This is a genomic window from Micromonospora sp. DH13 (assembly GCF_020873825.1).
Lineage (GTDB): Bacteria > Actinomycetota > Actinomycetes > Mycobacteriales > Micromonosporaceae > Micromonospora > Micromonospora haikouensis.
This window is the reverse complement of the sequence record NZ_JAHWGR010000005.1, coordinates 281,743-307,900: the sequence shown is the minus strand read 5'-3', so window position 1 is coordinate 307,900 and position 26,158 is coordinate 281,743. Positions and strand designations below refer to the sequence as shown.

The window sequence follows — 26,158 nt, the reverse complement described above, 5'->3', positions numbered from 1 at the left end:
GTGTCTCAGTCCCAGTGTGGCCGGTCGCCCTCTCAGGCCGGCTACCCGTCGTCGCCTTGGTAGGCCATCACCCCACCAACAAGCTGATAGGCCGCGAGCCCATCCCAGGCCGAAAAACTTTCCACCCAACCCCATGCGAGGTCAGGTCCTATTCGGTATTAGCCCCCGTTTCCGAGGGTTATCCCAAAGCCTAGGGCAGGTTGCTCACGTGTTACTCACCCGTTCGCCGCTCGAGTACCCCGAAGGGCCTTTCCGCTCGACTTGCATGTGTTAAGCACGCCGCCAGCGTTCGTCCTGAGCCAGGATCAAACTCTCCAACAAAAACCTGTTGAACAATCCATCCCGACAACAAAGTGTTGCCAAAGGAATCCCCACCAGACCAACCCGAAGGCCGACCCAGTGCGGGGTATCAAACTACTTGGCACTGGCTTATCAAGCACCCTGTTGAGTTCTCAAAGAACAACCACACACCATCCGAAACCCCCGAACTCGGGGGCCCCATCCGGGGCATCTCGTTCAGTCCGTGCCCCCCGCTTCCGCGCTGGGCACTTTTACTACGTTACCTCACCGTCCCTGCCGTGTCAAACCGTGTGTCCCGGTCTGTCGTGCTTCGTACGGATCCGGCCCCGCTGAGCGCGCGCAGCGGCGAACCACTGCTCGTGATCATCGGATTTGGCAGGCCGGCCGTCGTGGTCTCCCACGATCTCGCCCGGTTCCCCGCCGGTCGTCAACCTTACCCGGTCGGTTTCGCCGCTCCAAATCCGCCCTGCGGCAGATCCGGTGGCCCCGCCCGGCTCGCCCCCGGAGGGTCGAGCTGTGCTGTCCGGCGCTCCGGCCTCCCAGGACTTTCGCCCTGTTTCGTCCGTTCCGCGCTGGCAGAGAGAAAGTTACGCGTCCCGGGGTTTCAACGTCAAATCGGGGGGTAGAGGCCCGCGTCACACCATTCGTGACCGAAGATACCCGCAGCTCAGCGGGTCAGCCCCGGCTGCGTGCGCCCCGCCAGCCCCGTACGCCGAGGACACCGACCGTAGTGCCGATCGCCAGCGACGCCGCGATCAACAGGGCGTGGATCCAGAGGAACCCGGTGGGCGTCCCCTCGCCCACGACACCGCCGGCCCACGCGCGGGGGTCGTTCCAGATGGCGACGGCGAACCGGGGCCAGATCACCCACGTCCACACACCGACCCCGACGAGGAAGAGCGCCCAGCCGCGCGACAACACCATGGTCCGCGAGTATGCCAGCGGACCTGCGACGCGTACCCCGTTTGGTCTGTGAGGGGCGCACGGACGGCGGCCCGGCGGTCTATCGTGGAGGCGTGGTCCGGCCCTGCACCCTCGCGCCGGAGGCCGTCGACGGCCTCCCGGTGGGTGCCGCGCCGGTGCCGCCCGGCAGCTCCGGCGACGGCCGCGAGCGCATCCTGGACGTCCTGCGTGCCGGCGGACTGCGGTTCCGCGCCGGCGGGCGATGGCGCACCGGCTCCCTGATCTGACGAGCCGATCCACCCGACCTCCGACGGGCCTTCGCCCGAGGTCGGTGCGCGCCCGCGCGCCTCCCACCGCTTCCACGGCACGAAAGGCACATCCCCATGTCCGTCGCACGGATGCTCACCGGTGACCGCCCGACCGGGCGGCTGCACCTCGGCCACTACGTCGGCAGCATCGCCAACCGGGTGCGGCTGCACCAGCGTTACGAGAGCTTCTTCATCATCGCCGACCTGCACATGCTGACCACCCGCAACACCCGCGAGGACATCGCCGCGGTGTCCCGCAACGCCCGGGAGATGGTCACGGACATCCTCGCCGCCGGCGTCGACCCGGCGCGGGCCACGTTCTACCTCCAGTCGGCCATCCCCGAGGTCGGCGACCTGAACACCCTGCTGCAGAACCTGGTGACCGTGCCCCGGCTGGAACGGGTGCCGTCGCTCAAGGACATGGCCCGGGCCGCCGGCAAGGAGGAGATGCCGTACGGGTTGCTCGGCTACCCCGTCCTCCAGGCCGCCGACATCCTCTGCGTGAAGGGGCAGGTGGTGCCCGTCGGGAAGGACAACGCGGCGCACGTCGAGGTCACCCGGGAGATCGCCCGCCGGTTCAACCACCTCTACGGGGAGGTCTTCCCCGTGCCGGAGACGATCGCCGCCGAGACGCCGTCGCTGGTCGGCACGGACGGCCAGCGGAAGATGAGCAAGAGCCTGGGCAACACGATCTCGCTCTCCGCCGACGCGGCCACCGTCCGCCGGGCGGTCATGGGGATGTACACCGACCCGAACCGGGTGCGCGCGGACGTCCCGGGCACGGTGGAGGGGAACCCGGTGTTCGCGTACCACGACGTGTTCAACCCCGACCGGGCGCAGGTGGCGGACCTGAAGGAGCGGTACCGGGCCGGTCGGGTCGGCGACGTCGAGGTCAAGGAGCAGCTCGCGGTGGCGCTCAACCGGTTCCTCGACCCGATCCGGGAACGGCGGGCCCGGATCGAGGCCGACACCGGGCTGGTCGACCAGCTCATCGTCGACGGCACGGAGCGGACCCGGGCCGAGGTGCGGCGCACCCTGGTCGAAGTCCGTCGGGCGATGGGGCTCACGGGGGCGTACCAGCAGGTGCGGCGGCGGGCCGAGCGCGCCCGCCGGGCCGCGGGCACCCGGACCTGACTCATCGGGTACGCCGGGAGCGGGCCGGCCGGAGCGGGAAACGCGGCGGCGTCCACCGGGCCGGCCGGCTATGCTCCGCCACGTGATCAGCCGCGGCAGCCACGCCACCACCGACGCGTCCCAGGACGCCCCGGTCGGATCGGTGCGCCGCGAACGACGCCGGGCTCGGACGAGCCCCCGTCGACGCTGAGCTGACCCACGTTCTCCTGCGACCGGCGGATCGAGCCGCCGGTCGCGTACCCGATCAGGCTCTCGCTCCGGCGGAGTCCCTTCCGGTGGTCCGTCCGACGGCGGGCCCGAGCGAGATCGGCGTACCCATGGATCTGGAGAAGTTGCTGGCCGACCGGCTGACGCCCGCGTTCGCGGCGGTGGCCGGCGGCCCGGTCGACCCGGCCGTGCGGCGCTCGGCGCACGCCGACTACCAGTCGGACGCGGCCCTGGCGCTGGCCCGGCGGCTCGGCCGCCCGCCCCGCGAGATCGCCGCCGAGGTGCTGGGCCGGGCGGTCCTGGGCGACCTGTGCGCGGCGGCGGAGGTGTCGGGGCCGGGGTTCATCAACCTGACCGTCGCCGACCAGGCCCTCGGCGCGGCGGTCGCCGGGCTCGTCGGCGATCCCCGGCTCGGCGTGCCGCGCGTCGCCGGACCGGAGACGGTGCTGATCGACTACTCGGCACCGAACGTGGCCAAGGAGATGCACGTCGGGCACCTGCGGTCGACGATCATCGGGGACGCGACGGCCCGGCTGCTGCGGTGGCGGGGCCACCGGGTGATCCGGGCCAACCACCTGGGCGACTGGGGGACGCCGTTCGGGATGCTGATCGAGCACCTGCTGGACCTCGGGGAGGCCGACGGGGCGGCCGAGCTGTCGGTGGGCGACCTGGACTCGTTCTACCGGGCCGCGCGGGCGAAGTTCGACGCGGACGAGGGGTTCCGGGCCCGGTCCCGGCTGCGGGTGGTCGCCCTGCAGGCCGGCGACGAGCGGACGGTACGGCTGTGGCGGCTGCTGGTCGGCCGGTCGGAGGGTTACTTCCTGGGGGTGTACCGGGCGTTGGACGTGACGCTCACCGAGCGGGACTTCCAGGGGGAGAGCCGCTACCAGCCGATGCTCGGTCCGGTGGTCGAGGAGCTGGACCGGCTCGGGCTGCTCCGGGACAGCGACGGCGCGGCCTGCGTCTTCCCGCCCGGCTCGGTGGGCCGGGACGGGGAGCCGCTGCCGCTGATCGTCCGCAAGCGGGACGGCGGGTACGGCTATCCGGCCACGGACCTGGCCGCGCTGCGGTACCGGACCGGCGAGCTGGGAGCCACCCGGCTGCTGTACGTGGTGGGCCTGCCGCAACGGCGGCACTTCGAGATGGTCTTCGTGGTAGCCGCTGCGGCCGGCTGGCTGCCCGGGGCGGCCCGCGCCGAACATGTGGGCTTCGGTTCGGTCCTCGGCGCCGACGGGCGGATGCTCCGCAGCCGGGCAGGCGCCCCGGTGAAGCTGGCCGACCTGCTGGACGAGGCGGTGGCTCGGGCCACCGCGTTGGCCCGGCGCAAGAACCCCGGGCTGGATGCCGCGGAGGTGGCCGAGGTGGGCCGGGCGGTCGGCATCGGCGCGGTGAAGTACGCGGACCTCGCGACCGACCGGCACCGGGACTACGTCTTCGACTGGGACCGGATGCTGTCCCTGGACGGCAACACCGCCCCGTACCTGCAGTACGCGTACGCGCGGATCCGGTCGCTCTTCCGGCGGGCGGGGGCGGACGGGTTGCCGGCGGCGGTGGAAGCCGTACGGGTGCCGCTGGCGGACCCGGCGGAGCGCGCACTGGTGTTCGCGCTGCTCGGCTTCGCCCCGGTGGTGGTCGAGGTGGAACGGACGTTGGAGTTTCACCAGCTCGCCGGCCACCTGCACCGGGTGGCGGCGACGTTCAGCGCGTTCTACGAGCGGTGCCCGGTGCTGCGCGCGGAGGGGGCCGTCCGGGAGGGCCGGCTGGTGCTGTGCGGGCTGACCGCGCGGGTGCTGCGGCAGGGCCTGGACCTGCTGGGCATCCGCACCCCGGAACGGATGTGAGGCGCGCGGGGAACGGCGGCCAGGCGCTCACGGTCAGTCCTCCGGGTCCGGGTTGTCCCGGAGGATGCCGTTGAGGTAGAGCGACTCGCGGCAGGTGGTGGCGCGGGGGGCGTTGGCCGGGGTGCCGGGGCGGCGGCAGACCACCGTGAGGGTCACCCGGCCCCGGGCGGGAACGCGGATCGGGGTGACCGAGTGGTAGTCCTGGTTGCGGAAGTTCTCCAGGGCGTAGGTGACCACCCGCACCTGGTTCGCGGTGACCGTCAGCGTGCCCTCGTCGCCCTGCACGTTGTCGACCAGGAAGTCGGTGAGCAGGAACGTCTTGCCCGCCGGGACGGTGTAGCTGCGCTCCGCCGAGCCGTTGGGGCTGGTGCGGAAGGTGATGGCGACGGAGAACTGCTCCCCGCCGAGGCCACCGGCACCGGCGGGGCCGCCCACCCCGCTGCCGTCGGTGCTGCCGTCGCCGGGGGTGCCGCCGCCCGGGGTGCCGGCACCGGGCGGGGTGGTCGTCGGGGCCGGGTTCGGCGCGGCGCTGGGCACCGGTTCGCCCCGCGCGACCTGCCGGGCCTGCTCCGCCTCCACCGCCTCCCGGGCGGCGGTCTCCACCTGCGGGCGCAGCAGCCCGAACCAGAGGGCCAGCAGCGCCAGGAGCAGCGCGAGCAGGGCCGCCAACAGCTTCAGCAGCCCGGCCGAGATGATCGGGCGCTGGACGAAGACGGCGTCGAGGCCACGGGCCCGGCCGTCCGAGGTGCGCAGCTCGACGGCGAACGGGTACTCCTTCGGCGCGCCCCACCAGAGCAGCCGGCGGGCGCGTACCCGGAGGGGGGTCTCGGCGCGGGTGCCGTTGGGCACGGTGACCGGCTCGGCGGGCAGCGCGAACGTCACCTGGTCGGTGCCCTCGGCGGCGGCGAGGCCGACCTGCTCGGTCACGTTGCCGAGGTTGTCGGTGTCGATGCGGTAGCGGGCCCCGCGCAGCCCGCCGTGCGACGGCGGCTGCACCTGCGCGGCCAGCTCCGAGAACGGCTCGACGGTGAGGACGCCCTCCTCCACCACCGCCGAGTCGGGGTATTCGGCGGGGACCACGCGGACGCCGAAGGGCCGGTCGCCGGCGTCCACCCGGGCGGAGCGGGGCGGGCGGAAGGTGACCGTGACGGTGTCCGAGCCCGCCGGGTAGAGGTTGAGGGTGGGCGGCTGCACGGTCACCCACTCGCCCGGCACACCGAGGATCTCGAACCGGTACGCCTCGACCGTGTCGCCGGCGTTCCGCACGGTGACCGGGACCTCGACCTCGCCGCCGGGGGCGACGCTCACGGAGGTGCTGGCCAGATTCGCCGATGCGCGCATCTGCTGGAGCGTAGGAGCGCTTCTGTGGCCTGTCAGGGGCCATCGGGGTACGACGGCGGGCAGAGGTCGCTGCCCGCCGGGCGACGTTAAGTACACGCAAAGACATCGCGCCCATACTCGCCGTGCCGTCGGCGCGCCGGCCGTCGGCACGGGGAGAGGAGGCGAGGATGCAGCGGATACCGGTCTACGTGCACGCGACGGATCCGATCTCGTGGACGGGCGTGACGGGGCAGCTCACGGTTCGTTCGGAGGTCAGGGTCCTGGCCCAGGCGGACGCCGCCGACGCGGCGGTCACCCTGGTCGTCGTGGACAGCCTGACCCCGCCGGTGGTGCAGGCCCTGCGGCGGCTGCGCCGGGAGCAGAACCGGCTGGTGCTGGTGCCGGCCACCATCGACGACGCCCAGCTGTCGGCCGCCGTCGAGTGCGGGGTGGTGGGGGTGGTACGCCGCAGCGAGGCGTCCGCCGGCCGCCTGGTCGAGGTGATCCTGTCGGCGGCGCGGGGCGAGGGGAGCGTCCCCGCCGACCTGCTCGGTCGGCTGCTGAACCAGATGCGCCGGCTCCAGCGGGAGGTGCTCGACCCGCGCGGGTTGAGCCTGGGCGGGCTGAGTTCGCGGGAGGTGGACGTGCTGCGGCTGGTCGCCGACGGGTTCGAGACGCGGGAGATCGCGGTGAAGCTGTCGTATTCGGAGCGGACGGTGAAGAACGTGGTGCACGGCATGACGACCCGGCTGCACCTGCGCAACCGGGCGCACGCGGTGGCGTACGCGCTGCGGCACGACCTGATCTGACCGGCCGGATCCGGGCCGCACCGGCGGGCCGGCCGGGCGGGGACCGGGGTCGCCGGTGCGGGCGGGCGTTGCCCGTACCGGCGGCGGTTCTGCCCCGGTCCCTGGCCGGCGGTCCCTGTGCCGGGCGGCGGCGGGCGGCCACGATGGCCCTCTGGGCCCTGCGCGACGTGGCCGCCCGCCCGCCGTCTCCCGTCGAGGTGCCGATTGCGTCCCACCCGAAGGTCTCCCCTCGTCGCCGCCGCGACGGCGGTCGCCGCGTTGCTGGGCGCGTGGGCGCTGGGCGTCCCGCCCGACCGGGCGTCGTACGCCGAGCCGGCCGACCCGCCGCCGGTCACCGACCTGCGGGTGGCCTACCTGGGCACCGGGCACCGCAGCATCGGCGTGGTCTCCGGCGCCGGGGCGGAGGCGACCGCGCCGCCGCTGTTCGGCGGCGGCCCGGCGCACTTCGACGACGAGGTGTCCGCCACGGGGGACGTGGTCGTCTGGGTCAGCCGGCGCGGGTCGGAGCTGGCCCAGCTCTGGGTGCGCCGTGGCTCGGGGGAGCCGACCTGCCTGGTGGACGACCCGGTGCAGGTCGCCGGGGCGCCGTCGGTGTCGCCGGACGGCACCCGGGTCGCCTTCGAGCAGACCCGGGAGGGCGTGGGGAGCTGGCACGACATCTTCGTGGTCGGCGTCGACGGCACCGGGCTGCGGCAGGTCACCGACGGCACCAACGACAACCGCCGGCCCACCTGGTCACCCGACGGCACGACGCTGGCGTTCGAGCGGCGCGACGACGCGGGCGTGCCGCAGGTGCACCGGATGCCGGTCGACGGCGGGCCGGTGACGGCGCTGACCGCCCGGCCGGAGGGGGCCGGGGAGCCCGCGTGGGATCCGGACCCGGCGCACGACCGGATCGCGTACACGGCCGCGCCGCAGGACCCGGACGCCCGGCAGATCCACCTGATCAACACCGTCGGGGGCGACGACCGCCTGCTGCTCGCCCCGTCGTGGGACAGCCACCAGCCGAGCTGGTCGCCGGACGGGACGACCCTGGCGTTCCTGAGCCGGACCACCGACGACGGCACGCGGGGGGCGGCCGACCTGGTCTACACGGGGGTGCCGCGCCCCGACTGGTGCCCGTGCGAGGCGGTGCTGCGCCTCGCCGAGGACCGCCTCGTCGGCCACCCCGCCTGGTATGTCCCGCCGGGTGCCGGCACGCCGGTGCTGGTGGTCAGCCGGACGACCGCACCGGACCGGTACACGGTGACGTTGCAGGACGTCCGTCCCGACGCCACCGACCCCCGTGACCTGGGGCTGACCGTGCTGCGGGAGGACCCGGGGGCGGCGACGGATCCGGACCTGCTGTGGCGGCCCGTCGACGGCGACCCGTGGACGGCCCGCCCCGACTACTCGCCGGACGGCCGGCGGATCGTGGTGAACCGGTTCGAGACCGTGGGCGGCAACCGGGTGTCCCGCCTCTGGGTGGTCGACGCCGACGGCGGCAATCCCCGGTTGCTTCCCCTCGCCGGTCGCGGGGACGCCGACGTCGAGACCGACCCGGTGTGGTCGCCGGACGGCACCCGCGTCGCGTACGCGCTGGCCGGGCCGGGCGGGCCCAGCCGGGTGGTGGTGGCGGACGTGACCACCGGGCAGCGCGTGCTCACCGTGCCGTCGGGCGGCGACCCGGGCCGCTCCGACAGCCAGCCGGCCTGGTCGCCGGACGGGTCGACGCTGGCCCTGGTGCGGGGCCAGCCGGACGGGGCGGCGGCCGACAGTCACGTGTGGACGGTCGACGCCCGCGACGGCAGCGGGCAGCGGGACCTGACCGCCATCGGCTGCCCCGGGTGCGTCGGGGCGGACTACGGGCCGAGCTTCTCCCCGGACGGCGGCCGGATCGCGTTCGGGCGGGGCCCCGACGGGCTGGTGGTCACCGGCACCGACGGCGACGACTGCCGGGTGCTGGCGCCGCAGACCCCCGGGGCGGGCTGCGCCGGCCCGCTGGTCGCCCCGCCGGACGGCCCGCACCGGCCCCGGGACGTCGCCTGGTCGCCGGACGGGCACCGGCTCGCCCTCAACTCGCGCCGGTACACCGACCCGGCCAGCCCCGAGTACGTCAAGACGTACGACTTCGACACCGCCGTCTTCGACGGGCTGACCTGGGAGTTCCCCGGCCGGCACCGGAAGCCGACCTGGCAGAGGTCGGTGGACCTGGCCACGGACGTGGCGGAGCCGCCCGCGCCGGTGCGGGTCGGCGAGCGGACGACGCTGACGCTGACGGTGACCGACCGGGGGCCGACCCCGGCGGCGAACGTCCGCCTCGACCTGCGGGTGCCCGACGGGGTCCGGGTCACCGTGCTGGAGCCGGAGGTGGGCTCCTGCCAGCTCGCCCCGCCGGGCTGCGACCTGGGGCCGATCGGGCTGGGCAACACGGTGCGGGTACGCGTGGAGCTGACCGGGGTGACCGCCGGGACGTACCCGGTGGAGTGGACGGTCGGTGGTTGGACGGCCGACGCCCGACCGTCGGACAACACGGCGTCGGTGCCGGTGACGGTCGTCCCGGTCCCCCCGCCGACGACCACCCCGCCCCCGGCCACCCCGACGCCGACCCCGACGGCCACGGCGACGCCGACGGGTCCGCCGCCCACCAGCCCACCGGCGGCGGGCCTCGACATCACGGTCACGGTCGACCCCGTCCCGGCGTACGTGGGTGGGACGGTCACGGTGACCTACACGGTCCGCAACACCGGCGGCCGGCCGGCGACCGGAATCCGGATCACCCCCGCCCTGCCGGCGGGGGTGCCGGTGCGCAGCCGGCCGGCGGGGTGCTCCGCGGCCTTTTGCCCGGTCCCCGACCTCGCCCCGGGCGCTGGCCGGTCCCTGGAGTTCGTGCTGGCCCCGGGCGCGGCCACCTCGACGACGGTGCGCGGCACGGTGGCCGCCGACGGGGGTCTCGACGACACCGCCCAGGCGCCGTTCCGGGTGCTGCAGCCCCGGATCGTCGCCGTGCCGGCCATCGGGCCGCCCGGCTTCGTCACCTCGGTCCGGGGCACCGACTTCCCGCCCGGCGTGCCGGTGCGGCTGGCCTGGGACGTCGGCCTGACCGCGGCGGCGAACCCGGCCGTGCCGGCGGCCGACGGCACCTTCGCCGCGCAGCTGCTGGTGGTGCCGCGCGACCAGCTCGGCCCCCGAAGGATCCTGGCCACCGGCGCGGGGTTCGGCACCGTCCGCACCGACTTCCGGGTGATCCTGCCCGCCCAGCAGCCGCCCGGCCTGCTGTTCCGTGGCTGGTGAGGGGACGACGAGGATGATCCACGAGGTGGACGAGGCGCTGCACGCGCTGCTGACCGAGGAGATGCTCGCCGGCACCGACGTGCAGCTCGCCTTCGACGCGCCGACCCGGGAGTGGGAGGCCCGGCGAAACGCCCCGACGGTGAACCTGTTCCTCTACGACGTCCGGGAGGAGATGACCCACCGTCGGGAGGGCCGGGTCGAGGAGTACGACGCCGACGGCGCGGTCGTCGCCGAGCACCGCCCGCCCCGGTACTTCGCCCTGTCGTACCTGGTGACGGCGTGGACGGCACAGCCGCAGGACGAGCACCGGCTGCTGTCGGTGCTGCTGGCCGGGCTGGTCGTGCACGACGTGCTGCCGCCGTCCCGGCTCGTCGGCGGGCTGGCCGCGCTGGGGCTGACCGTGCCGATGAGCGTCGCGGTGCCGCCGTCGCGGGACCGGGGGCTCGCCGACATCTGGTCGGCCCTCGGCGGTTCGCTGAAGCCGTCGCTGGACCTGGTGGTGACCACGCCGATCGCGGCGTCCGCGACCTTCGCCGCCCAGCCCGTCACCGACGGGCTCCGGCTGCGCGCCGCCGACCGGGCCGAGCCCGTCGCGGGCGGGGAGACGCGGCGGCTGCGCCACCCCGAGCCGGTGGACACCACGACCCCGATCGGCGTACGCCGGGCGCGGGGCACCGCAGCCGAGCGGCAGCGCCGGCAGGGCACGGGCGGGCCCATCCGGGGTGGCCGGCGGTGAGCGCTGCCGTCGAGGCGGAGCCCGGTGCGGCCGTGCCGGAGGGCCCACCTTCCGGTGCCCGGCGGTCCGCACGGGTCGAGCCGGCCGGCACCACGTACCTGCGGGCCCGGCTGTTCCTCGTGGAGCAGCGGGTCCGGCGGGCCGTCGCGGCGGCCCGCGCGGCGGACCCGGCCCCGGACGACCCGCTGCGCGGGCTGCACGTCTCCGACGACGACGCCTGGCGGCTCGCCGACGGCCCGGCCCCGCCCGTCCCCGACGAGATCGCGGCGGAAGCGGTGGAGACGGCCGACCGGTGGGCCGACGGGGCCCGGTCGGCGGGCGCCCGGGTGCCGCTGCGGGAGGCGGCCGAGGAGTTCCGGCTGGGCCCGCTGGACGTGGAGGTGCTGCTGATCGCGCTCCTGCCCGACCTGGACCGGCGCTACGAGAAGCTGTACGGCTACCTCAACGACGACGTGACGCGCCGCCGCGCCACGACCGGGCTGGCCCTGTCGCTCTGCGGCGTCTCCCCGGCCGCCGGCCCGGCCCGCGCCCGCCTCGCCGACACCGGGCCGCTGGTGGCCGGGGGACTGCTCCTGGTCGAGGAGCCCGACCGGCCCTTCCTGACCCGGTCACTGCGGGTGCCGGACCGGGTGGCCGGGCACCTGCTCGGGCACGCCGGCGTGGACGAGCGGCTCGACGGCCTGCTCCGGCGGTCGGGGCGACCGGGGGCGTCGGCGGGGCCGGTGGCCGCCGGGCTGGCGGCGGCGATCCGCGCCGGTGACCGGTTGGCCTACCTGCGCGAGGAGCCCGGCGGGGCGGCCGACGAGGTGGCCGCCGCCGCCCTCGCTGCGGCCGGTCGGGGCGTCCTCGCCCTCGACCTGGACGCGTTGGGCGTCGACCCCGCGCCGGAGGAGGCCCTGGCCTGCGCCGTGCGGGAGGCCCGGCTGCGACGGGCCGGGCTGGTCTTCGGCCCGGTCGACGCCCTCGACCCGGCGGCGGGTGCGGCCCCCGCCCGGCTGCTGCGCCGGCTCGCCGGCCTCCCGGTGCCGGTGCTGCTCACCGGGCGGCTGCGCTGGGATCCGCACTGGGCGGAGGAGTCACCGCTGCTGGTGACCGCCCACCCGGTCGGGGCGGCAGAGCGGGCCCGGCTGTGGCGGGACACCCTGGCCGGCCGGTCGACGCGGCTGGCGGACGATGTCGACCCGGAGCGGGAGCTGTCGGCGTACGTGCTGTCGCCCGGCCAGACGCGGCGGGCGGCGGTCGCGGCGGCGCAGCAGGCGGTGCTCGACGGTGCCGACCGGGTCGCCGCCCGGCACGTACGGGCCGGGGTGCGTTCGCAGAACGCGGCGGCGCTGGAGAAGCTGGCCCGGCGGGTGGAGCCCGCCGTCGGCTGGGACGACCTGGTCCTCCCGGCCCCGGCGCGGGAGCAGCTCACCGAGCTGGCGCTGCGGGTCCGCCACCGCGAGCAGGTGCTGGGCGGCTGGCGGCTGCGCCCCGGCGGCGGGCGGGGCCACGGGGTGACCGCCCTGTTCGCCGGGGACTCCGGCACGGGCAAGACGATGTCCGCCGAGGTGGTCGCCGCCGACCTGGGGCTCGACCTGTACGTGGTGGACCTGTCCACCGTCGTCGACAAGTACGTCGGGCAGACCGAGAAGAACCTGGAGCGGATCTTCACCGAGGCGGCCGGGGTGAACGGGGTGCTGCTGTTCGACGAGGCCGACGCGATCTTCGGCAAGCGGTCGGAGGTCAGCGACGCCCACGACCGGTACGCGAACCTGGAGAGCGCGTACCTGTTGCAGCGGATGGAGTCGTTCGACGGCGTGGCGGTGCTGACCACGAACCTGCGGGCCAACCTGGACGAGGCGTTCCTGCGCCGGCTCGACGTCGTCGTGGACTTCCCGACCCCGGACGCGGCGCAGCGGCGGGCGCTGTGGGACCGCTGTCTCGGCGGCGAGCTGCCCCGGGCCGACGACGTCGACCTGGACCGCTGCGCGCGGGACTTCGAGCTGAGCGGGGGCGGTATCCGGGCGTGCGTGGTCAGCGCCGGCTATCTGGCCGCCGAGGCGGGCGGCCCGGTGACGATGGCGATGCTGGTGGCCGCCGCCCAGCGCGAGTACCGCAAGTTGGGCCGCCTGGTGCTGCCCCGCGACACACCGACCGGCAGGGTGCCGCACCGCCGCTGACCCGCCGCGTCCGGCCGGCACACCACCGCGACGACCGGCGCGACCCGGTCAGAGCGAGACGGTCCACTCGTGGTCGCCGGCGGCGGCGTGGTCGATCGCGTCGCTCTGCGGCGGGTTGTCCGGGTCGAAGTCGGAGGTGAGGGTGTGCACCATCTCCGGGCTGCTGACCCAGGTCTGGCTCTCCACGTCCCGCCGCCTGACCCGCCACCGGAACCGCACCTCGTACTCGGCGAGCCAGCTGCCCTCGCCGATCGCGCTGGTGGTGGAGAAGCCCGGATCGTCGTTGAAGACGATGGCCGCCGGCGTGGTCTGGATGACCGGGTTGGTGTAGTTCGGGCGGTACGGCCCGTCCTGCACCCAGGCCCGGTTCTCGCGCTGCGGGGCGCCCGCCACGCCGTCCTCGTCCACCGTGTACGCGACGAACTGGTCGGTGACCTCCTGCCGGAAGTCGTAGAGCGTCGCCGCCGACAGCGCCGCGTTGTCCGGCCGGTGCAGGGTGGCCACCTGGGTGAACCCGATGGACTGGCGCGTGTCCAGTCGCTGGGTGGCCGGGCCGGTGTAGGAGGAGGTGAAGGTCAGCCGGGGAGCGTTGAGGTCCGCCTCCGGTTTGGACTTCGACCGGGTGGCCCGGCCGCTGTACGGCTCGCTGCGGTTGGTCGTCCTGGTGCCCTCCGCCCTCGGCACCCGCTGCACCGGGGTCTGCGCGCCGGGGCCGGCGAGGGCGGGCAGCTCGACGGCGGCCGGGTCGGCCTGCGCCGCGACATCGGTGGCGAGGGCGCGGTGGGCGTTGGCCTCGGCCTCCCGTTCGAACCGGTCGCCCGGGTCACTGACCCGCAGGCCGGAGCCGTTGTCGGTGCCCGCGACCGGGCCGAGCCGCTGCTGGATGACGTGGGTCAGCTCGTGGGCCAGGGTGTGCCGGTCGCCGCCATCCTCGCCGAGCACCACGTGGTTGCCGGACGTGTACGCCCGCGCGCCCAGCTCGGCCGCCGAGGTGCGCGCGGTCGTGTCGTCGTGGATCCGCACGTCGGAGAAGTCCGACCCGAGCCGGGCCTCCATGTCGACCCGGGTCGCCTCGTCGAGCGGCCGCCCGCCGCCACGCAGCACCTCGTGCACGGTGGAGCGCTGGACGGCGGGGGTGTCGTGGCCGCAGGCCGCGCCGTGCTCGTGCCGGTCGCGCTCGATCGCCCGGGTCGCCGCGCGGTTGCCCACGGCTCGTTGCAGCGTGAGGATCTCCCCGGGGCTGTGCCGCGCAGCGAATCCGACGCCGGGTGCGGGTGCGGGTGCGTCGCCGCGCCGGCCGCCGGGTGGGGCGGGGCGGGGCCGCTCCTCGCGTGAGCTGGATGTCGCTGCGGGCCGCTGCGCGCGCACGTCGGCACCTCCTCGTTGCGAGGGCGGGCATCGACGTACACGGTAGTCCCGGCTCCGCGGGCCGGTCGAGGTGCGCGCGGACAGGATCAGAGGCCGGCGCGACCGGGCCGGCCTGCGGGACGGGTGCCCGCCGGGCGGCGCACGTCCGGCGGGCACCGGCACCCCTGCCCCTGCGGCGCGGGACTCTGCCCCCGCGCGGCCCGTAGGGACCTTCCCGCCGGCTCCCCGGCCGAGCAGGCTGGCCAGCGTCCGCCGACCTGGCAGAGGAGCTTGCATGCCGACGTACCTGTCCCCGGGCGTGTACGTGGAGGAGGTGCAGAGCGGTTCGCGTCCCATCGAGGGCGTCGGGACCGCCGTCACCGCCTTCCTGGGATTCGCCGAGAAGGGGCCCTTCCACGCGCCGACCCTGGTCACCAACTGGAGCCAGTACGTCCAGCTCTTCGGCGGGATGGTCGAGGGCGCCTACCTGGCGCACGCGGTGTACGGGTACTTCGCCAACGGCGGGGGCGTCTGCTACGTGGTGCGGATCGGCGACCCGTCGACCGGCCGGACGGCCGGCGGCCGGGGCGGGCAGAAGGCGCTGCCCGCCGGGGAACCGTCGGCGCTCGGCACGTTCCGGGTGGCTGCCCTCCCCGCCGGCGGCGGCGAGGTCAGCGTGGAGGTCGCCGACGTCGAGGGCGAGGGGGCCGGCGAGGACCGGTTCCGGCTCGTCGTGCGCCGGGACGGCCAGGTGGCCGAGGAGTACGACGGCTCGTTCCGGCGCAACAGCAAGACCTCGGTGGTCAGCCAGGTCCGCGAGCGGTCCAGGCTGATCAGCATGGAGGAGGTCGGTCCGGCCAACGCGCTGGCCCGGCCCGCCAACCAGACCGTCACCCTGGCCCCGGCCGCCGCACCCGGCGACGCCGTGCCGGCCGCTCTCACCGCGGGCGAGTTCGCCGGGGACGTCGACTCCCGCACCGGCCTGGCCGGCCTGGAGGCCATCGACGAGATCACCATGGTCGCCGCGCCGGATCTGATGGGGGCGTACCAGCAGGGGGTCGTCGACCTGGAGGCGGTCAAGGCCGCCCAGCTCGCCCTGATCTCGCACTGCGAGCAGATGGGCGACCGGATGGCCCTGCTCGACCCGCCGCCGGAGTTGACCGCCCAGCAGGTGCGCGCCTGGCGGCAGGACGAGACCGGCTACGACTCCCGGTACGCGGCCCTCTACTACCCCTGGGTGAAGGTGTTCGACCCGAGCACCGGCCGGGCCGTGTTCCTGCCGCCGAGCGGGCACCTCGCCGGCCTCTGGTCCCGCAACGACACCGAGCGGGGCGTGCACAAGGCCCCCGCCAACGAGGTGGTACGGGGCGTGGTCGACCTGCAGAACAACGTCACCAAGGGCGAGCAGGACCTGCTCAACCCGATCGGGGTCAACTGCATCCGGGCGTTCCCCGGGCGCGGCGTCCGGGTCTGGGGCGCGCGCACCCTCTCCTCCGACCCGGCGTGGCGCTACATCAACGTCCGGCGGCTGTTCAACTACGTCGAGGAGTCCATCCTCCTCGGCACCCAGTGGGTGGTGTTCGAGCCGAACGACCAGCGGCTGTGGGGCACGATCCGGCGCAACATCACGGCTTTCCTCACCGAGGAGTGGCGGCGGGGCGCGCTGTTCGGGGCGACCGCCGCGGAGGCCTTCTACGTCAAGTGCGACCAGGAGACCAACCCCCCGGAGGTGATCGACCGGGGCCAGGTGGTGTGCGAGATCGGCATCTGCCCGGTCAAGCCCGCCGAGTTCGTCGTCTTCCGGCTGGCGCAGTTCTCCGACAGCACCAGCCTGGTCAGCGACTGACCGAACAAACCCTGACGAAAGGCGGCCACGATGGCCAGTGGTGACACCCTTATCGTGCACAGCTTCCAGGTGGAGCTGGGCGGCATCCAGGTGGAGCTGGTGCAGGAGGTCAGCGGCCTGACCGTCGAGCTGGACTCGATCGAGGTCAAGTCGGTGACCGCCACCGGCGAGCTGATCATCCGGAAGATCCCGGGGGCCCGGAAGGCCGGCGAGGTCACCATCACCCGGGGGCTCGACAAGAGCAGCGCCTTCACCGACTGGATCAAGGAGACGTTCCTGAAGGGCGCGGTGGAGGCGGCCCGGCAGAACATCAGCATCATCCTCAACAACGCCGACAAGTCCGAGACGCGGCGCTTCGACCTGTCCAACGCGTGGGTGAGCAAGTGGGAGGGGCCGGGGCTGAAGGCCGGCGACCCGACTGCAGCGACCGAGAAGGTCACCGTGGTCTACGAGGAGATCAGCGCGCAATGAGACGCCGTGGTGTCTCGGCCGGGGGCCTCGACACCCTCGTCGACCCCGCCGGCGGCCCGGAGGAGGCCGCCTCGCCGGTGGTCGCGCCGGTCGCGCCCGTCCGGCTCCAGACGGAGTTCACCTTCCAACTTCCCCGGGGGTACGTCGACGAGGACGGCACCGTGCACCGGGACGGCAGCATGCGGCTGGCCACGGCCCGCGACGAGCTGGCGCCCCTGGTGGACCTGCGGGTCAAGCAGAACCCGGCGTACCTGTCGATCGTCCTGCTCAGCCTGGTGATCACCCGACTGGGCACGATCACCCAGGTCCGGGCGGAGGTCGTCGAGCGGCTCTTCGCCTCCGACCTGGCCTTCCTGCAGGACCTGTACCGGCGGATCAACGCCGAGGGGCACACCCTCGCCGAGGTCACCTGCCCGGCGTGCGAGTCGGTCTTCGAGGTGGACCTGGCCGGTGGTCGCCCGGGGGAATCGTGACGTACGGGGCCGACCGGCTCCACGAGGAGGTCTCGTACGTCGCCTACCACTTCCACTGGCCGCGCACCGAGATCCTCGCCCTCACCCACGCCGAGCGGGCCCGGTACGTCGCGGAGATCGCCCGCATCAACACCAGGATGAACGAAGGTCAGTGAGGCGCGATGGGGCTACGCGACAGGATGCGGCGGCTGGCCGCCGGCACCCTCGCCCGGGTGGCCGGCACCGTCGGTGACGCCCGCCCGTCCCCCACCCCGGCCGGGCCGGCGGGCCCGCCGCCCGGCGACACGGGCAGCGTCCCCACGGATGCCGGCGACCCCGGCTGGCGGGCGCTGCCGCCGCTGATGCGGGCGGTGTCCACGGGGCCGCTCCAGGTCGCCGACCTGCCCCGCTTCACCGACCGGCTGGCCACCTACCGCGACCCGACCCTGCGCACGCCGCTCGACCACCTGGTCAGCGACCAGGCGCCGCTCGGGGTCGTCCACGACCTGGCCCGGCCCCGCCCGGCCCGACCGGACGCCGGCCGGGGGCCGGCTCCACAGTTGCCCGCCGTCCAGCGGAGGGGCGCCGGTCTCCCCGCCGGCGACCGGGGGGCGGGCTACCCGGCCGCCGATCCGGCCACCGGCGGCACGCCGGCCGTGCCTACGCCGGTCCCGCCCCTGGCTGCGGCACCACCCCCGATGTCGGCCCCGGCCTCGACGTCAGCTCCGACCCTGGCGTCGGCCCGGCCCCTGGCTACGGCCCCGGAGCCGGCGGCGGCACCGGCGGGGATTGCGGCACCGGCTGGTGCCTCGGGCCTGCCCCTGGTGGCGGCCCCGAAGCCGGCCGGGGCAGGGACAGGGCCAGGGGCAATGGTCACCGCGCCGACACCGGGCCCGGTCCGCAGACTGGCCGGTACGCCACTACCGGCCCATCGGCCGGCCACGGTCCAGCGGGCCACGCCGCCCGCGACGGCGGCGGCCGTCCCCCCTTCGACGGGCCGCCCCCCGTCGGCCGCCGATCCGCGCCCCGCCGGGCCCGTCGCTCCGACCGGCGGCCGGACCCGCACCGTTCCGGCCGCCCCTAGCCCCGCCCCCGCCGACGCCGCCCATCTCACCGGCTCCCCGCCCAGCGGTGCCACCGGCAGCATGCCGCCCGGCCGACCGGACGCCACGGCTCCGCCCGCCGGGCCCGACGGCGGATCCCCACCGGGTGCCCCGGATGGCGGGCCGGCAGCACCGGTCGTCCACAGTGGATCAGGGCAGGGGCGCGGCGGACCACCGCCGGTGCGCCCCGCCGCCCGGCTCGGCCTCGGCGACCCGCTGCCCGCGCTGCCCGGGACCGCCCGACCCGGCACGGCCGGGCGACCGGCTGCACCGGGACCCTCCACCGGCACGACCGCCGGCGACCTGGCGGGCCGTGGACCGTCCGGCCACCCGCCGACGGTGCAGCGCGCCCCGGCCGGTCGGGAGCCGGCCGGGACGAGCACCGGCCCGGGCCCACGACCGGAGGTCGACCCGCGCCGGTCGACCGGTCCCGGGTCGACCGATCCCGGTGAGCGCCGTCCCGGACGCGCCGGCCTGGGGCCGCCGCTGCCCGCCGACGCCCCGCCCCCGGTGGTGCGCCCGGCCCCGCCCACCAGCCACGACGCGCTCCCGAGCGAAGCCGCCCGAGGCGGGTCCTCCCGGCCCGGCACACCATCGGCCGTCGCCCCCGCAGGCGGTGCCGACCGGCCGGCCCCCGCGCCGTTGAGTCCCGCCCCGACCGGCGACACCCCTCGGCCCGCTCGCCCGGCCCCGGCCGGCGCACCGACCACCCGGGCGGAAGGAACCCGGCCGTCGCCGGGCACGCCGGACGACCCCCACCGCGCCACGGGCGGCGACCGGCACCGGGCGATGCCCGTGCCGCCACGCGTACCGGTCCGGCCCCCGGTCGGCGGCGCGTCGGGCGGTGCCGCCGGCCCCCCGGCGCGGCCGGCGGTGCAGCGGCTCCGGTGGCGGCCGGCGGACCTGCCCGGGACCGCAGGCGGTCCCCCGGCGGTGGTCGCCCCGTCCGGTAACGCCGGCCCGGACCCGGCAGACCGCGCGGTGCCGCCGCCCGCGCCGGTGCCGCAGGGCGTGCCGTCAGCCGGCGTCGTCCCGCAGGGAGCACCGCCGCCCGCACCGGTCCGACCCCGCGACGCACCGCCCGCCCGGATACCGCACGACGCGCCGCCCGCCCCCGACGCGCAGGGCGCGCCGTCCACTTCCGCAGTGCAGGGCGTGCCGGCTACTTCCGTCGGGCCGGGCGCGCCGCCCGCCTCCGGCACACAGGGCGCGTCGCCCGATCCGACTGGTCCGCGCCGGGTTCCGCTGCTGACCGGACGCGGGCTGCCCCTGCTGACCGGGGCGCCGGCACTGGCCGGTGCGGTCCCGGCCGGTGCACGGACCGGGGTGCCCGTGACCTGGCGGACACGGGGCGCGGCCAGCCCCGAACCGGCCTCCGCCGGGCTGTCCGGCGGGGCGGGACCCTCGTCCGGCAGGGCGGGACCCTCGTCGGGCAGGGCGGGAACGTCGTCGGGCGGCCCGACCGCCGTCCAGCGGGCCCCCCGGGTCGGCGCGGGCAGCACGCCCCGTCCGGCGGCCACGGCCGGGACCGGTCCCGACGGCCGGACCTGGCAGGGCGACGGCAGGCAGGGCGGGCACGGCAGCAGGCGGGGCGGGCAGGACGGGCAGGGCTCGCAGGGCGAGCGGGCGGAGGGTGGGCCGGGCACCGGGCGGGGCTCGGCTCCCGTGCTCCTCCTCGCCGGGGCGGCCACCCCGGCACCGCACGCGTCGCCGAGCACGTCGCGTCGGCAGGCCGGCTTCGCGGGCGTACCGCTGCCGACGCGGCGAGCGGCGGGCCCGGTGGCGGCCGGCGGACCGGACGGCACCACGGGCCCGGCGCGGCGGACGAGCACGGCGACGGGCGCCGCCAGCGGCACCCCGGCGGCCGTCCAGCGGGCCACGGCCCGGCCGGACGCGACGAGCGGCACCGGCACGACGAGCGGCGCCGGCGCCCGGCCGGGGGGCGGCGGGCCGGCGCGGCGGGCCGCCCCACCGGCGGCCGTCCAGCGGCGGGAAACCGCCGTGACCACCGGCACCGCCCCTGAGCGGGACCCGGGGCCGGACCCCGAGACCCTGCTGCGGGGCTTGGACCGGCGGCACCTGGACGCCCTGGCCCACCGCCTGGTCGAACCGGTCAGCCGGCTGGTCCGGGCCGACCTGCGGGCCGCCCGGGAACGGGCCGGCCGGTGGCGGGACGGCACCCGATGAGCCGGCGCACCGATCAGCACGAGAGGGGAGACGGCGATGGCCGGTGACGACCCGGGGACCAGCGTCCACTTCCGGCTCCAGATCGACGGCATCGATTTGGGCGACTGGAGCGGCTGCGACGGGCTCGGCTGCGAGGTCGAACTGGAGCAGTACCAGGAGGGCGGCAACAACGAGTTCGTCTGGCAGTTGCCGTCGCGGCTGCGCTACTCCAACGTCACCCTGACCCGCCCGCTGACCAGGGACACCGCCAAGGTCTCCAGCTATCTCGCGCAACTGCCCAGCGGGGTGCGCCGGGGCACCGCGCAGATCGCCGCGCTCCGGCCCGACCTGGCGATGCTGGTGCAGTGGGGACTGGCCGACGTGGTCCTGGTGCGGTGGTCCGGGCCGTCGTTCGACCCGAACCGCTCGGAGGTGGCCACCGAGAGCATCGAGCTGGCGTACCACGGCTTCCTGGAGGTCGGCGGATGAGATCACGGGCCGGGAAGGTGGCGGCGCACCTGCAGCGGTACCAGCCGCCCACCTCGGGCGGGAACCAGCCGGGCGGTGCCCTCGGCGGGCCGATCACCTTCATGTTCAACCCGCAGCAGCTCGCGCTGACCAAGTCGGCGAGCTGGATCCCGCACGTCGTACGCGGGGCGGCGGACGTCGGGGTCGCCGAGTTCAGCGGGTCCGGGCCCCGGACGCTGACCCTGGAGGTCTTCCTCGACGCCACGGACACCCACTCCCGCACCGTCCAGGACCGGGTCGACGCCCTGCTCACCTGCTGCGTGCCCACCAAGGCGAGCATCGCGGCGAAGGCACCGTCCCCGCCGTGGGTGAAGTTCGCCTGGGGGCAGTTCCAGACGGTGTCGTTCTACTCGTACGTCAGCCAGGTCAACGCCACCTACAGCCTGTTCGACCCGGACGGCACCCCGCTCCGGGCGACCTGCTCGCTGACGCTCAACGAGGTCAGCGGCTCCACCCCGGGGCAGAACCCGACGTCGGGCAGCCGCACCGCCCGCCGGGTGCACCGGCTGGTCGCCGGGGACTCCCTGGAGCTGCTGGCCCACCGCGAGTACGGGGACCCGACCGCGTGGCGGGTCATCGCGGAGGCCAACGACATCGACGACCCGGTGCGGCTGCGCCCCGGCCGCCAACTCCTGCTGCCCGCGCCGGAGGAACTGCGTACCGGGGAGGGCTTCGATGTCCAGCGGTGACCACACCAACAACCTGGTGGTGGGCCTGCCCGGCGCGCTGCCCCGGGCCTGGGCCGACCGGCTGGTGTCGGCGGTGGTGGAGGACAGCACGAACCTGGCCGCCACGGCGACCCTGCGCTTCCGCGACCAGCAGAGCCGGTTCCTGCGGGACAACGGGGTGACCATCGGCACGGACGTGACCGTCCGGGTCCGCACCGGCCGCGACGCCGCCCCGCTGCCGCTGTTCGCCGGTGAGGTGGTGACGCTGGAGTCGGAGTACGACGGGGTGGGCACCTTCACCACCGTCCGGGCGCTGGACCTGTCGCACCGGCTGATGCGGGGGCAGCGGGTGCGCAGCTTCGTCAACCGCAAGGCCTCCGACATCGCCCGGGAGGTCGCCGCCGCCGCCGGGATCCCGGTGGGCCGGATCGACCCCACCCCCACCGTGTACGAGACGGTCACCCAGCCGAACGTCAACGACTGGGAATTCCTCAAGATGCTCGCGGTCGACAACGACGCCGAGGTGGTGGTGGTCGACGGCCGGTTCTTCTTCCGCCGGTCGGTGCGGGCCGCCGCCGCGCCGGGCGCGGGGGTCACCGCCGAGCAGAGCCCGTTCGTGGTGGAGATGAACGAGAACCTGCTGTCGGTGCGCTCCACCGTCACCTCCGTGGGTCAGGTGGCCGGGGTGACGGTGCGCGGCTGGGACGTGCGGGCGAAGCGGCCGGTGAGTACGGAGGTCGCCACCGACGCCAGCGACGAGGTGCAGATCGGCACCACCCCGGCGAAGGCGGCCCAGCCGTTCGGCGCGGCCCGGCTCTGCGTGGCGGACGTGCCGTACCGGACGGTGGCCGAGACGCGGGCGGTGGCCGGGGCGGTGGCGGCCGACGTGACGGCGGCGTTCGCGGAGCTGGAGGTGGGGATCCGGGGCAACCCCCGGCTGCGGGCCGGGGTGCCGCTGTCGTTGCAGCAGGTGGGCGCCCCGTTCGAGGGGAAGTACACGATCACGGCGAGCCGGCACGTCTTCGGCCCCGCCCAGCTCTACGAGACGTGGCTGACGGTCAGCGGCCGGCAGGACCGGTCGACGTGGGGCCTGGCCACGGGGGCCGCCGCGCCCGCGCGGGCGACCCGGATCCCGGGGCTGGCCGTCGCGATCGTCACCAACACCAAGGCCGACGTGGACCGCCGGCACCCCGAGCGGGTCGGCCAGGGCTGGGTGCGGCTGCGCTTCCCGTGGCTGACGGACGCGCCGGACTACGAGACGGACTGGGTGCGTACGGTGCAGCTCGGCGGCGTCGGCGGGGGCGGGGTGTTCTGCCCGGAGGTCAACGACGAGGTCCTCGTGGGCTTCGAGCAGGGGCTGCTGGACCGCCCGTACGTCATCGGCGGGCTCTACAACGGGGTGGACAAGCCGTCGGTGCACGAGGGCGCGCTGGTGGACGCCTCGTCGGGGCGGATCAACCGGCGCTCGTTGGCCTCGCGTCGCGGGGACCGGATCGAGTTCCTGGAGTCGGCGCTGCCCTCGGGGCCCCGTGGGATCCGGCTGACCACGGCCCGGGACCGGCTGACTGTGCACCTCGACGACCGGCGTACGGCCGTGGTGGTGCACAGCGACGGCAGCGTCGAGATCGAGGCCCGGCAGCAGGTCACGGTGAAGGGCCGGGGGATCACCCTCGACGCCGGGGCGGGCGAGCTGACCCTGAGGGGCCGGTCGGTCAGCGTCGACGGCGGCACCCAGGTCGACATCCAGGCACCACTCGTGAAGCTCAACTGACCGGAGGGACGCTCATGCCGCCGGCCGCGCGCATCGGTGACAAGATCAGCCACCTGGCCACCGGGGTCACCCCGGGGCCGCCCACGGGGACCATCGGGCCGCCGGGCGGGCAGGCCCTGCCGCCGGGCACGCCCGGCGGCCCGCTGCTCGGGGTGTCCAGCGTGCTCATCGGCGGCAAACCGGCCGCCGTGGTCGGCACGGTCTGCGTCTGCGAGAAGCCGCCGCAGCACGCCGTGCTGCTGCTGACCAACCGGATCGTGCCGGCGGTGCCGCCGCCGCTGCGTCGGGTGCTGATCGGCGGGCACCAGGCGGCGCGGCGCGGCGACGCCACCACCTGCAAGGCCGTGGTGAGCACCGGGGCGACGACCGTGCTGATCGGCGGGTGAGGCGGCGGTGGCCGAGCAGTTCATCGGGGCGGGCTGGGCGTTCCCGCTGCGCACCGACGCCACCGGCGGCATCGCCCTGGTGGACCGGGAGCGGGAGATCGTCGAGGCGATCGGGCTCATCCTCGGCACCGCGCCGGGCGAGCGGCCGATGCGGCCGGAGTTCGGCTGCGGGGTGCACGACTACGTCTTCGCCCCGGCCGACGAGAACACCGCCGGGCGGATCGCCTTCGAGGTGCGCCGGGCGCTCGACCGGTGGGAGCCCCGCATCGACGTCACCGACGTGGTGATCAACTTCGACGCCGAGGACGCCGGGGTGCTCTACATCGACGTCCGCTACTCGATCCGGGGCACCAACGACCCGCGCAACCTGGTCTTCCCGTTCTACGTCATCCCCTCCCACGAGGAGAGCGCCCTCTCGCGCGGGGGAAGCAACCACGACGAAAGCGCCGCCTGATGCCGCTGCCCGCGCCCAACCTGGACGACCGCCGCTTCCAGCAGCTCGTCGACGAGGCGAAACGCTTCATCCAGCAGCGCTGCCCGGAGTGGAGCGACCACAACGTCTCCGACCCCGGGGTGACCCTGGTCGAGACGTTCGCCCACATGGTCGACCAGCTGCTCTACCGGCTCAACCGGGTGCCGGAGAAGAACTACCTGGCGTTCCTCGACCTGATCGGGGTGCGGCCGTTCCCGCCTACGGCCGCGCGGGGCGACGTCACGTTCTGGTTGTCCGGCCCGCAGACCCAGCCGGTGCTGCTGCGCGCCGGCACCGAGGTCGGCACCGAACGCACCCAGACCGACGAGGCCGTCGTGTTCACCACCACGGCGGACCTGGCGGTGGTGCCCTGCGAGCTGACCCGGCTGCGCAGTCACCCCGCCGAGGGCCCGCCGGTGGACCGGACCGAGGAGCTGCTCGACGGCCGGGACGTGTCCTGCTTCCCCGCCGTCCCGTCGGTGGGCGACGCCATGCTCGTCGGCCTCTCCGCCGCCGTGCCGTCCTGCGCGGTGCTGCTGCAGATGGACAGCCGGGTGGAGGGCGTCGGCGTCGACCCGCGCCAGCCGCCGCTGGTGTGGGAGGCGTGGACGGGTGAGCGCTGGTCGCCGTGCGAGGTCGACCACGACGACACCGGCGGGCTGAACCGGCCCGGCGAGGTGGTGCTGCACGTGCCCGCCACCCACGTCACCTCCGTGGTGGCCGGGCAGCGGGCCGGCTGGCTGCGGTGCCGGCTGGTGGCGGCCCGCCCCGGCCAGCCGTTCTACGCCGCGTCGCCGACGGTGCGTTCCGTGGAGGCGGCCACGATCGGCGGCACGGTCGGCGCGGTGCACGCCGAGACGGTCCTCGGCGAGCAGGTCGGCGAGGCGGAGGGGGTGCCCGGCCAGCGGCTGACGGTGGCCCGGCCGCCCATCGTCCCCGACGAGCACCCGCTGATGGTGGAGAGCAGCGACGGCACGGGGTGGCTGGAGTGGACGGAGGTGGAGACGTTCGGCGGCTCCGGGCCGGGCGACCGGCACGTCGTCGTCGACCGCACCGCCGGGGAGATCCTGTTCGGTCCGGCCGTCCGGCAGCCCGACGGCACCCTGCGCCGCTACGGTGCCGTGCCGACGGCCGGTTCCCGGATCCGGGTGCGGCGCTACCGCACCGGGGGCGGGCACAGCGGCAACGTCGCCCGGGGCGCCCTGGCCGTGCTGCGCAGCTCGATGCCGTACGTGTCGCGGGTGGAGAACCGGGCCCCCGCCACCGGCGGCGTCGACGGGGAGACCGTCGCGGAGGCCCGGCTGCGCGGGCCGGTGCAGCTACGAGCCCAGGACCGGGCGGTCACCGCCCGCGACTACGAGCTGCTGGCAAGGCAGGCCTGCCCGGCCGCCGCCCGGGTCCGGTGCCTGCCCGCCGGTGACGGCAGCGCGGCCGGCGGCGTACGCCTGCTGGTGGTGCCGGAGGCCGTCGCCGACGAGGAGGGCCGCCTCCACTTCGAGGACCTCGTCCCCCCGGACGGGATGCTCGCCACCATCGCCGAACACCTGGACGCCCGCCGCCCGATCGGGGCGCGGCTGGTCGTGGAGCCGCCGTTCTACCAGGGCGTCACGGTCGTCGCCCGGCTCGTCCCCCGCCCCGACACCGCCGTCGCCCAGCTGCGGGCCGAGGCGACGGCCACCCTCTACCGCTATCTCGACCCTGTGCACGGCGGGCCGGAGGGGACCGGTTGGCCGTTCGGGCGGCAGGTGCACTCCGGCGAGGTGTTCGGGGTGCTGCAACGGCTGCCGGGGGTCGAGGTCGTCGAGGAGGTACGCATGTTCCCCGCCGACCCGCTGACGGGCCGCCGGGGCGAGCAGGTGACCCGGATCGAGCTGGACCGGCACGCCCTCGTCTTCTCCCACCAGCACCAGGTCCGCGTCGACGAGCACCGGTCGGGTGCCTGAACAGGAGGGGGC

21 protein-coding genes and 1 rRNA gene are annotated in these 26,158 nt (G+C 75.5%); 18 read left to right on the top strand and 4 right to left on the bottom strand.

Features of this window, described 5'->3' with window-relative positions; all coding sequences use genetic code 11:
- Positions 1-321: ribosomal RNA gene (locus tag LPA42_RS07630) — 16S ribosomal RNA — on the bottom strand; the annotation flags it as partial.
- 654 nt (positions 322-975) lie between these two features.
- Complete coding sequence (locus tag LPA42_RS07625) at positions 976-1,224, bottom strand: SCO4848 family membrane protein (protein WP_043960735.1); 249 nt, start codon at positions 1,222-1,224, stop codon at positions 976-978.
- Positions 1,225-1,316: 92 nt separating this feature from the next.
- Here LPA42_RS07625 and LPA42_RS07620 point away from each other — a divergent pair, with 92 nt between their 5' ends.
- The 3 genes from LPA42_RS07620 (at position 1,317) to argS (ending at position 4,693) form a co-directional block, all read left to right on the top strand.
- Complete coding sequence (locus LPA42_RS07620; protein ID WP_176734417.1) at positions 1,317-1,490, top strand: hypothetical protein; 174 nt, start codon at positions 1,317-1,319, stop codon at positions 1,488-1,490.
- A 96-nt stretch (positions 1,491-1,586) separates the two neighbouring features.
- The gene (gene trpS, locus LPA42_RS07615) at positions 1,587-2,645 is read left to right on the top strand and encodes a tryptophan--tRNA ligase (protein WP_077935082.1); all 1,059 of its coding nucleotides are present in this window, start codon (positions 1,587-1,589) and stop codon (positions 2,643-2,645) included.
- Positions 2,646-2,962: 317 nt separating this feature from the next.
- Entirely contained in the window at positions 2,963-4,693 is a 1,731-nt protein-coding gene (gene argS / locus LPA42_RS07610) for an arginine--tRNA ligase (RefSeq protein ID WP_077935089.1), read from the top strand.
- Between the two features lie 33 nt (positions 4,694-4,726).
- Here argS and LPA42_RS07605 read toward each other — a convergent pair whose 3' ends face one another.
- Positions 4,727-6,034 carry a hydrolytic protein gene (locus LPA42_RS07605; RefSeq protein ID WP_144082475.1) on the bottom strand — a complete coding sequence of 436 codons (1,308 nt, stop codon included), beginning with the start codon at positions 6,032-6,034 and terminating at the stop codon, positions 4,727-4,729.
- Between the two features lie 167 nt (positions 6,035-6,201).
- Here LPA42_RS07605 and LPA42_RS07600 point away from each other — a divergent pair, with 167 nt between their 5' ends.
- From LPA42_RS07600 to LPA42_RS07585, 4 genes are all read left to right on the top strand, one after another.
- Positions 6,202-6,822 carry a response regulator transcription factor gene (locus tag LPA42_RS07600; protein ID WP_077935084.1) on the top strand — a complete coding sequence of 207 codons (621 nt, stop codon included), beginning with the start codon at positions 6,202-6,204 and terminating at the stop codon, positions 6,820-6,822.
- Positions 6,823-7,026: 204 nt separating this feature from the next.
- Positions 7,027-10,095, top strand: a complete 3,069-nt coding sequence (locus tag LPA42_RS07595) for a DUF11 domain-containing protein (protein WP_228986443.1) — start codon at positions 7,027-7,029, stop codon at positions 10,093-10,095.
- Between the two features lie 13 nt (positions 10,096-10,108).
- On the top strand, positions 10,109-10,831 hold the full coding sequence (locus LPA42_RS07590) for a DUF4255 domain-containing protein (protein ID WP_077935086.1): 723 nt from the start codon (positions 10,109-10,111) through the stop codon (positions 10,829-10,831).
- Positions 10,828-12,993, top strand: a complete 2,166-nt coding sequence (locus LPA42_RS07585; RefSeq protein ID WP_228986442.1) for an ATP-binding protein — start codon at positions 10,828-10,830, stop codon at positions 12,991-12,993. The genes LPA42_RS07590 and LPA42_RS07585 overlap by 4 nt, the downstream gene beginning before the upstream one ends.
- Positions 12,994-13,041: 48 nt before the next feature.
- Here LPA42_RS07585 and LPA42_RS07580 read toward each other — a convergent pair whose 3' ends face one another.
- On the bottom strand, positions 13,042-14,202 hold the full coding sequence (locus LPA42_RS07580; protein WP_198956365.1) for a DUF4157 domain-containing protein: 1,161 nt from the start codon (positions 14,200-14,202) through the stop codon (positions 13,042-13,044).
- Positions 14,203-14,635: 433 nt separating this feature from the next.
- Here LPA42_RS07580 and LPA42_RS07575 point away from each other — a divergent pair, with 433 nt between their 5' ends.
- Genes LPA42_RS07575 through LPA42_RS07525 form a run of 11 tightly spaced genes read left to right on the top strand, consistent with a single transcriptional unit; the run spans position 14,636 to position 26,146 of the window.
- Positions 14,636-16,186, top strand: a complete 1,551-nt coding sequence (locus LPA42_RS07575) for a phage tail sheath subtilisin-like domain-containing protein (protein WP_077935088.1) — start codon at positions 14,636-14,638, stop codon at positions 16,184-16,186.
- Positions 16,187-16,216: 30 nt separating this feature from the next.
- Positions 16,217-16,657 (top strand): phage tail protein, encoded by a 441-nt coding sequence (locus LPA42_RS07570; RefSeq protein WP_043960741.1) that lies wholly within the window; start codon positions 16,217-16,219, stop codon positions 16,655-16,657.
- The gene (locus tag LPA42_RS07565) at positions 16,654-17,130 is read left to right on the top strand and encodes a hypothetical protein (protein WP_043960742.1); all 477 of its coding nucleotides are present in this window, start codon (positions 16,654-16,656) and stop codon (positions 17,128-17,130) included. The genes LPA42_RS07570 and LPA42_RS07565 overlap by 4 nt, the downstream gene beginning before the upstream one ends.
- Complete coding sequence (locus tag LPA42_RS07560; RefSeq protein WP_176734419.1) at positions 17,127-17,285, top strand: DUF6760 family protein; 159 nt, start codon at positions 17,127-17,129, stop codon at positions 17,283-17,285. Before LPA42_RS07565 ends, LPA42_RS07560 begins: the two co-directional genes overlap by 4 nt.
- Before the next feature lie 6 nt (positions 17,286-17,291).
- Positions 17,292-20,399 carry a hypothetical protein gene (locus tag LPA42_RS07555; RefSeq protein WP_228986441.1) on the top strand — a complete coding sequence of 1,036 codons (3,108 nt, stop codon included), beginning with the start codon at positions 17,292-17,294 and terminating at the stop codon, positions 20,397-20,399.
- Between the two features lie 36 nt (positions 20,400-20,435).
- Positions 20,436-20,867: a phage tail protein gene (locus tag LPA42_RS07550; RefSeq protein ID WP_077935092.1), complete on the top strand. Its 432-nt coding sequence runs from the start codon at positions 20,436-20,438 to the stop codon at positions 20,865-20,867.
- Positions 20,864-21,595, top strand: coding sequence for a LysM peptidoglycan-binding domain-containing protein (locus tag LPA42_RS07545; protein ID WP_043960745.1), 732 nt, complete (start codon positions 20,864-20,866; stop codon positions 21,593-21,595). The genes LPA42_RS07550 and LPA42_RS07545 overlap by 4 nt, the downstream gene beginning before the upstream one ends.
- Positions 21,582-23,345, top strand: a complete 1,764-nt coding sequence (locus tag LPA42_RS07540) for a VgrG-related protein (protein WP_077935093.1) — start codon at positions 21,582-21,584, stop codon at positions 23,343-23,345. The genes LPA42_RS07545 and LPA42_RS07540 overlap by 14 nt, the downstream gene beginning before the upstream one ends.
- A 14-nt stretch (positions 23,346-23,359) precedes the next feature.
- Entirely contained in the window at positions 23,360-23,731 is a 372-nt protein-coding gene (locus LPA42_RS07535) for a PAAR domain-containing protein (protein ID WP_077935094.1), read from the top strand.
- Positions 23,732-23,738: 7 nt separating this feature from the next.
- The gene (locus LPA42_RS07530) at positions 23,739-24,185 is read left to right on the top strand and encodes a GPW/gp25 family protein (protein WP_077935095.1); all 447 of its coding nucleotides are present in this window, start codon (positions 23,739-23,741) and stop codon (positions 24,183-24,185) included.
- The gene (locus tag LPA42_RS07525; RefSeq protein ID WP_077935096.1) at positions 24,185-26,146 is read left to right on the top strand and encodes a putative baseplate assembly protein; all 1,962 of its coding nucleotides are present in this window, start codon (positions 24,185-24,187) and stop codon (positions 26,144-26,146) included. The genes LPA42_RS07530 and LPA42_RS07525 overlap by 1 nt, the downstream gene beginning before the upstream one ends.
- Positions 26,147-26,158: the final 12 nt, after the last annotated feature.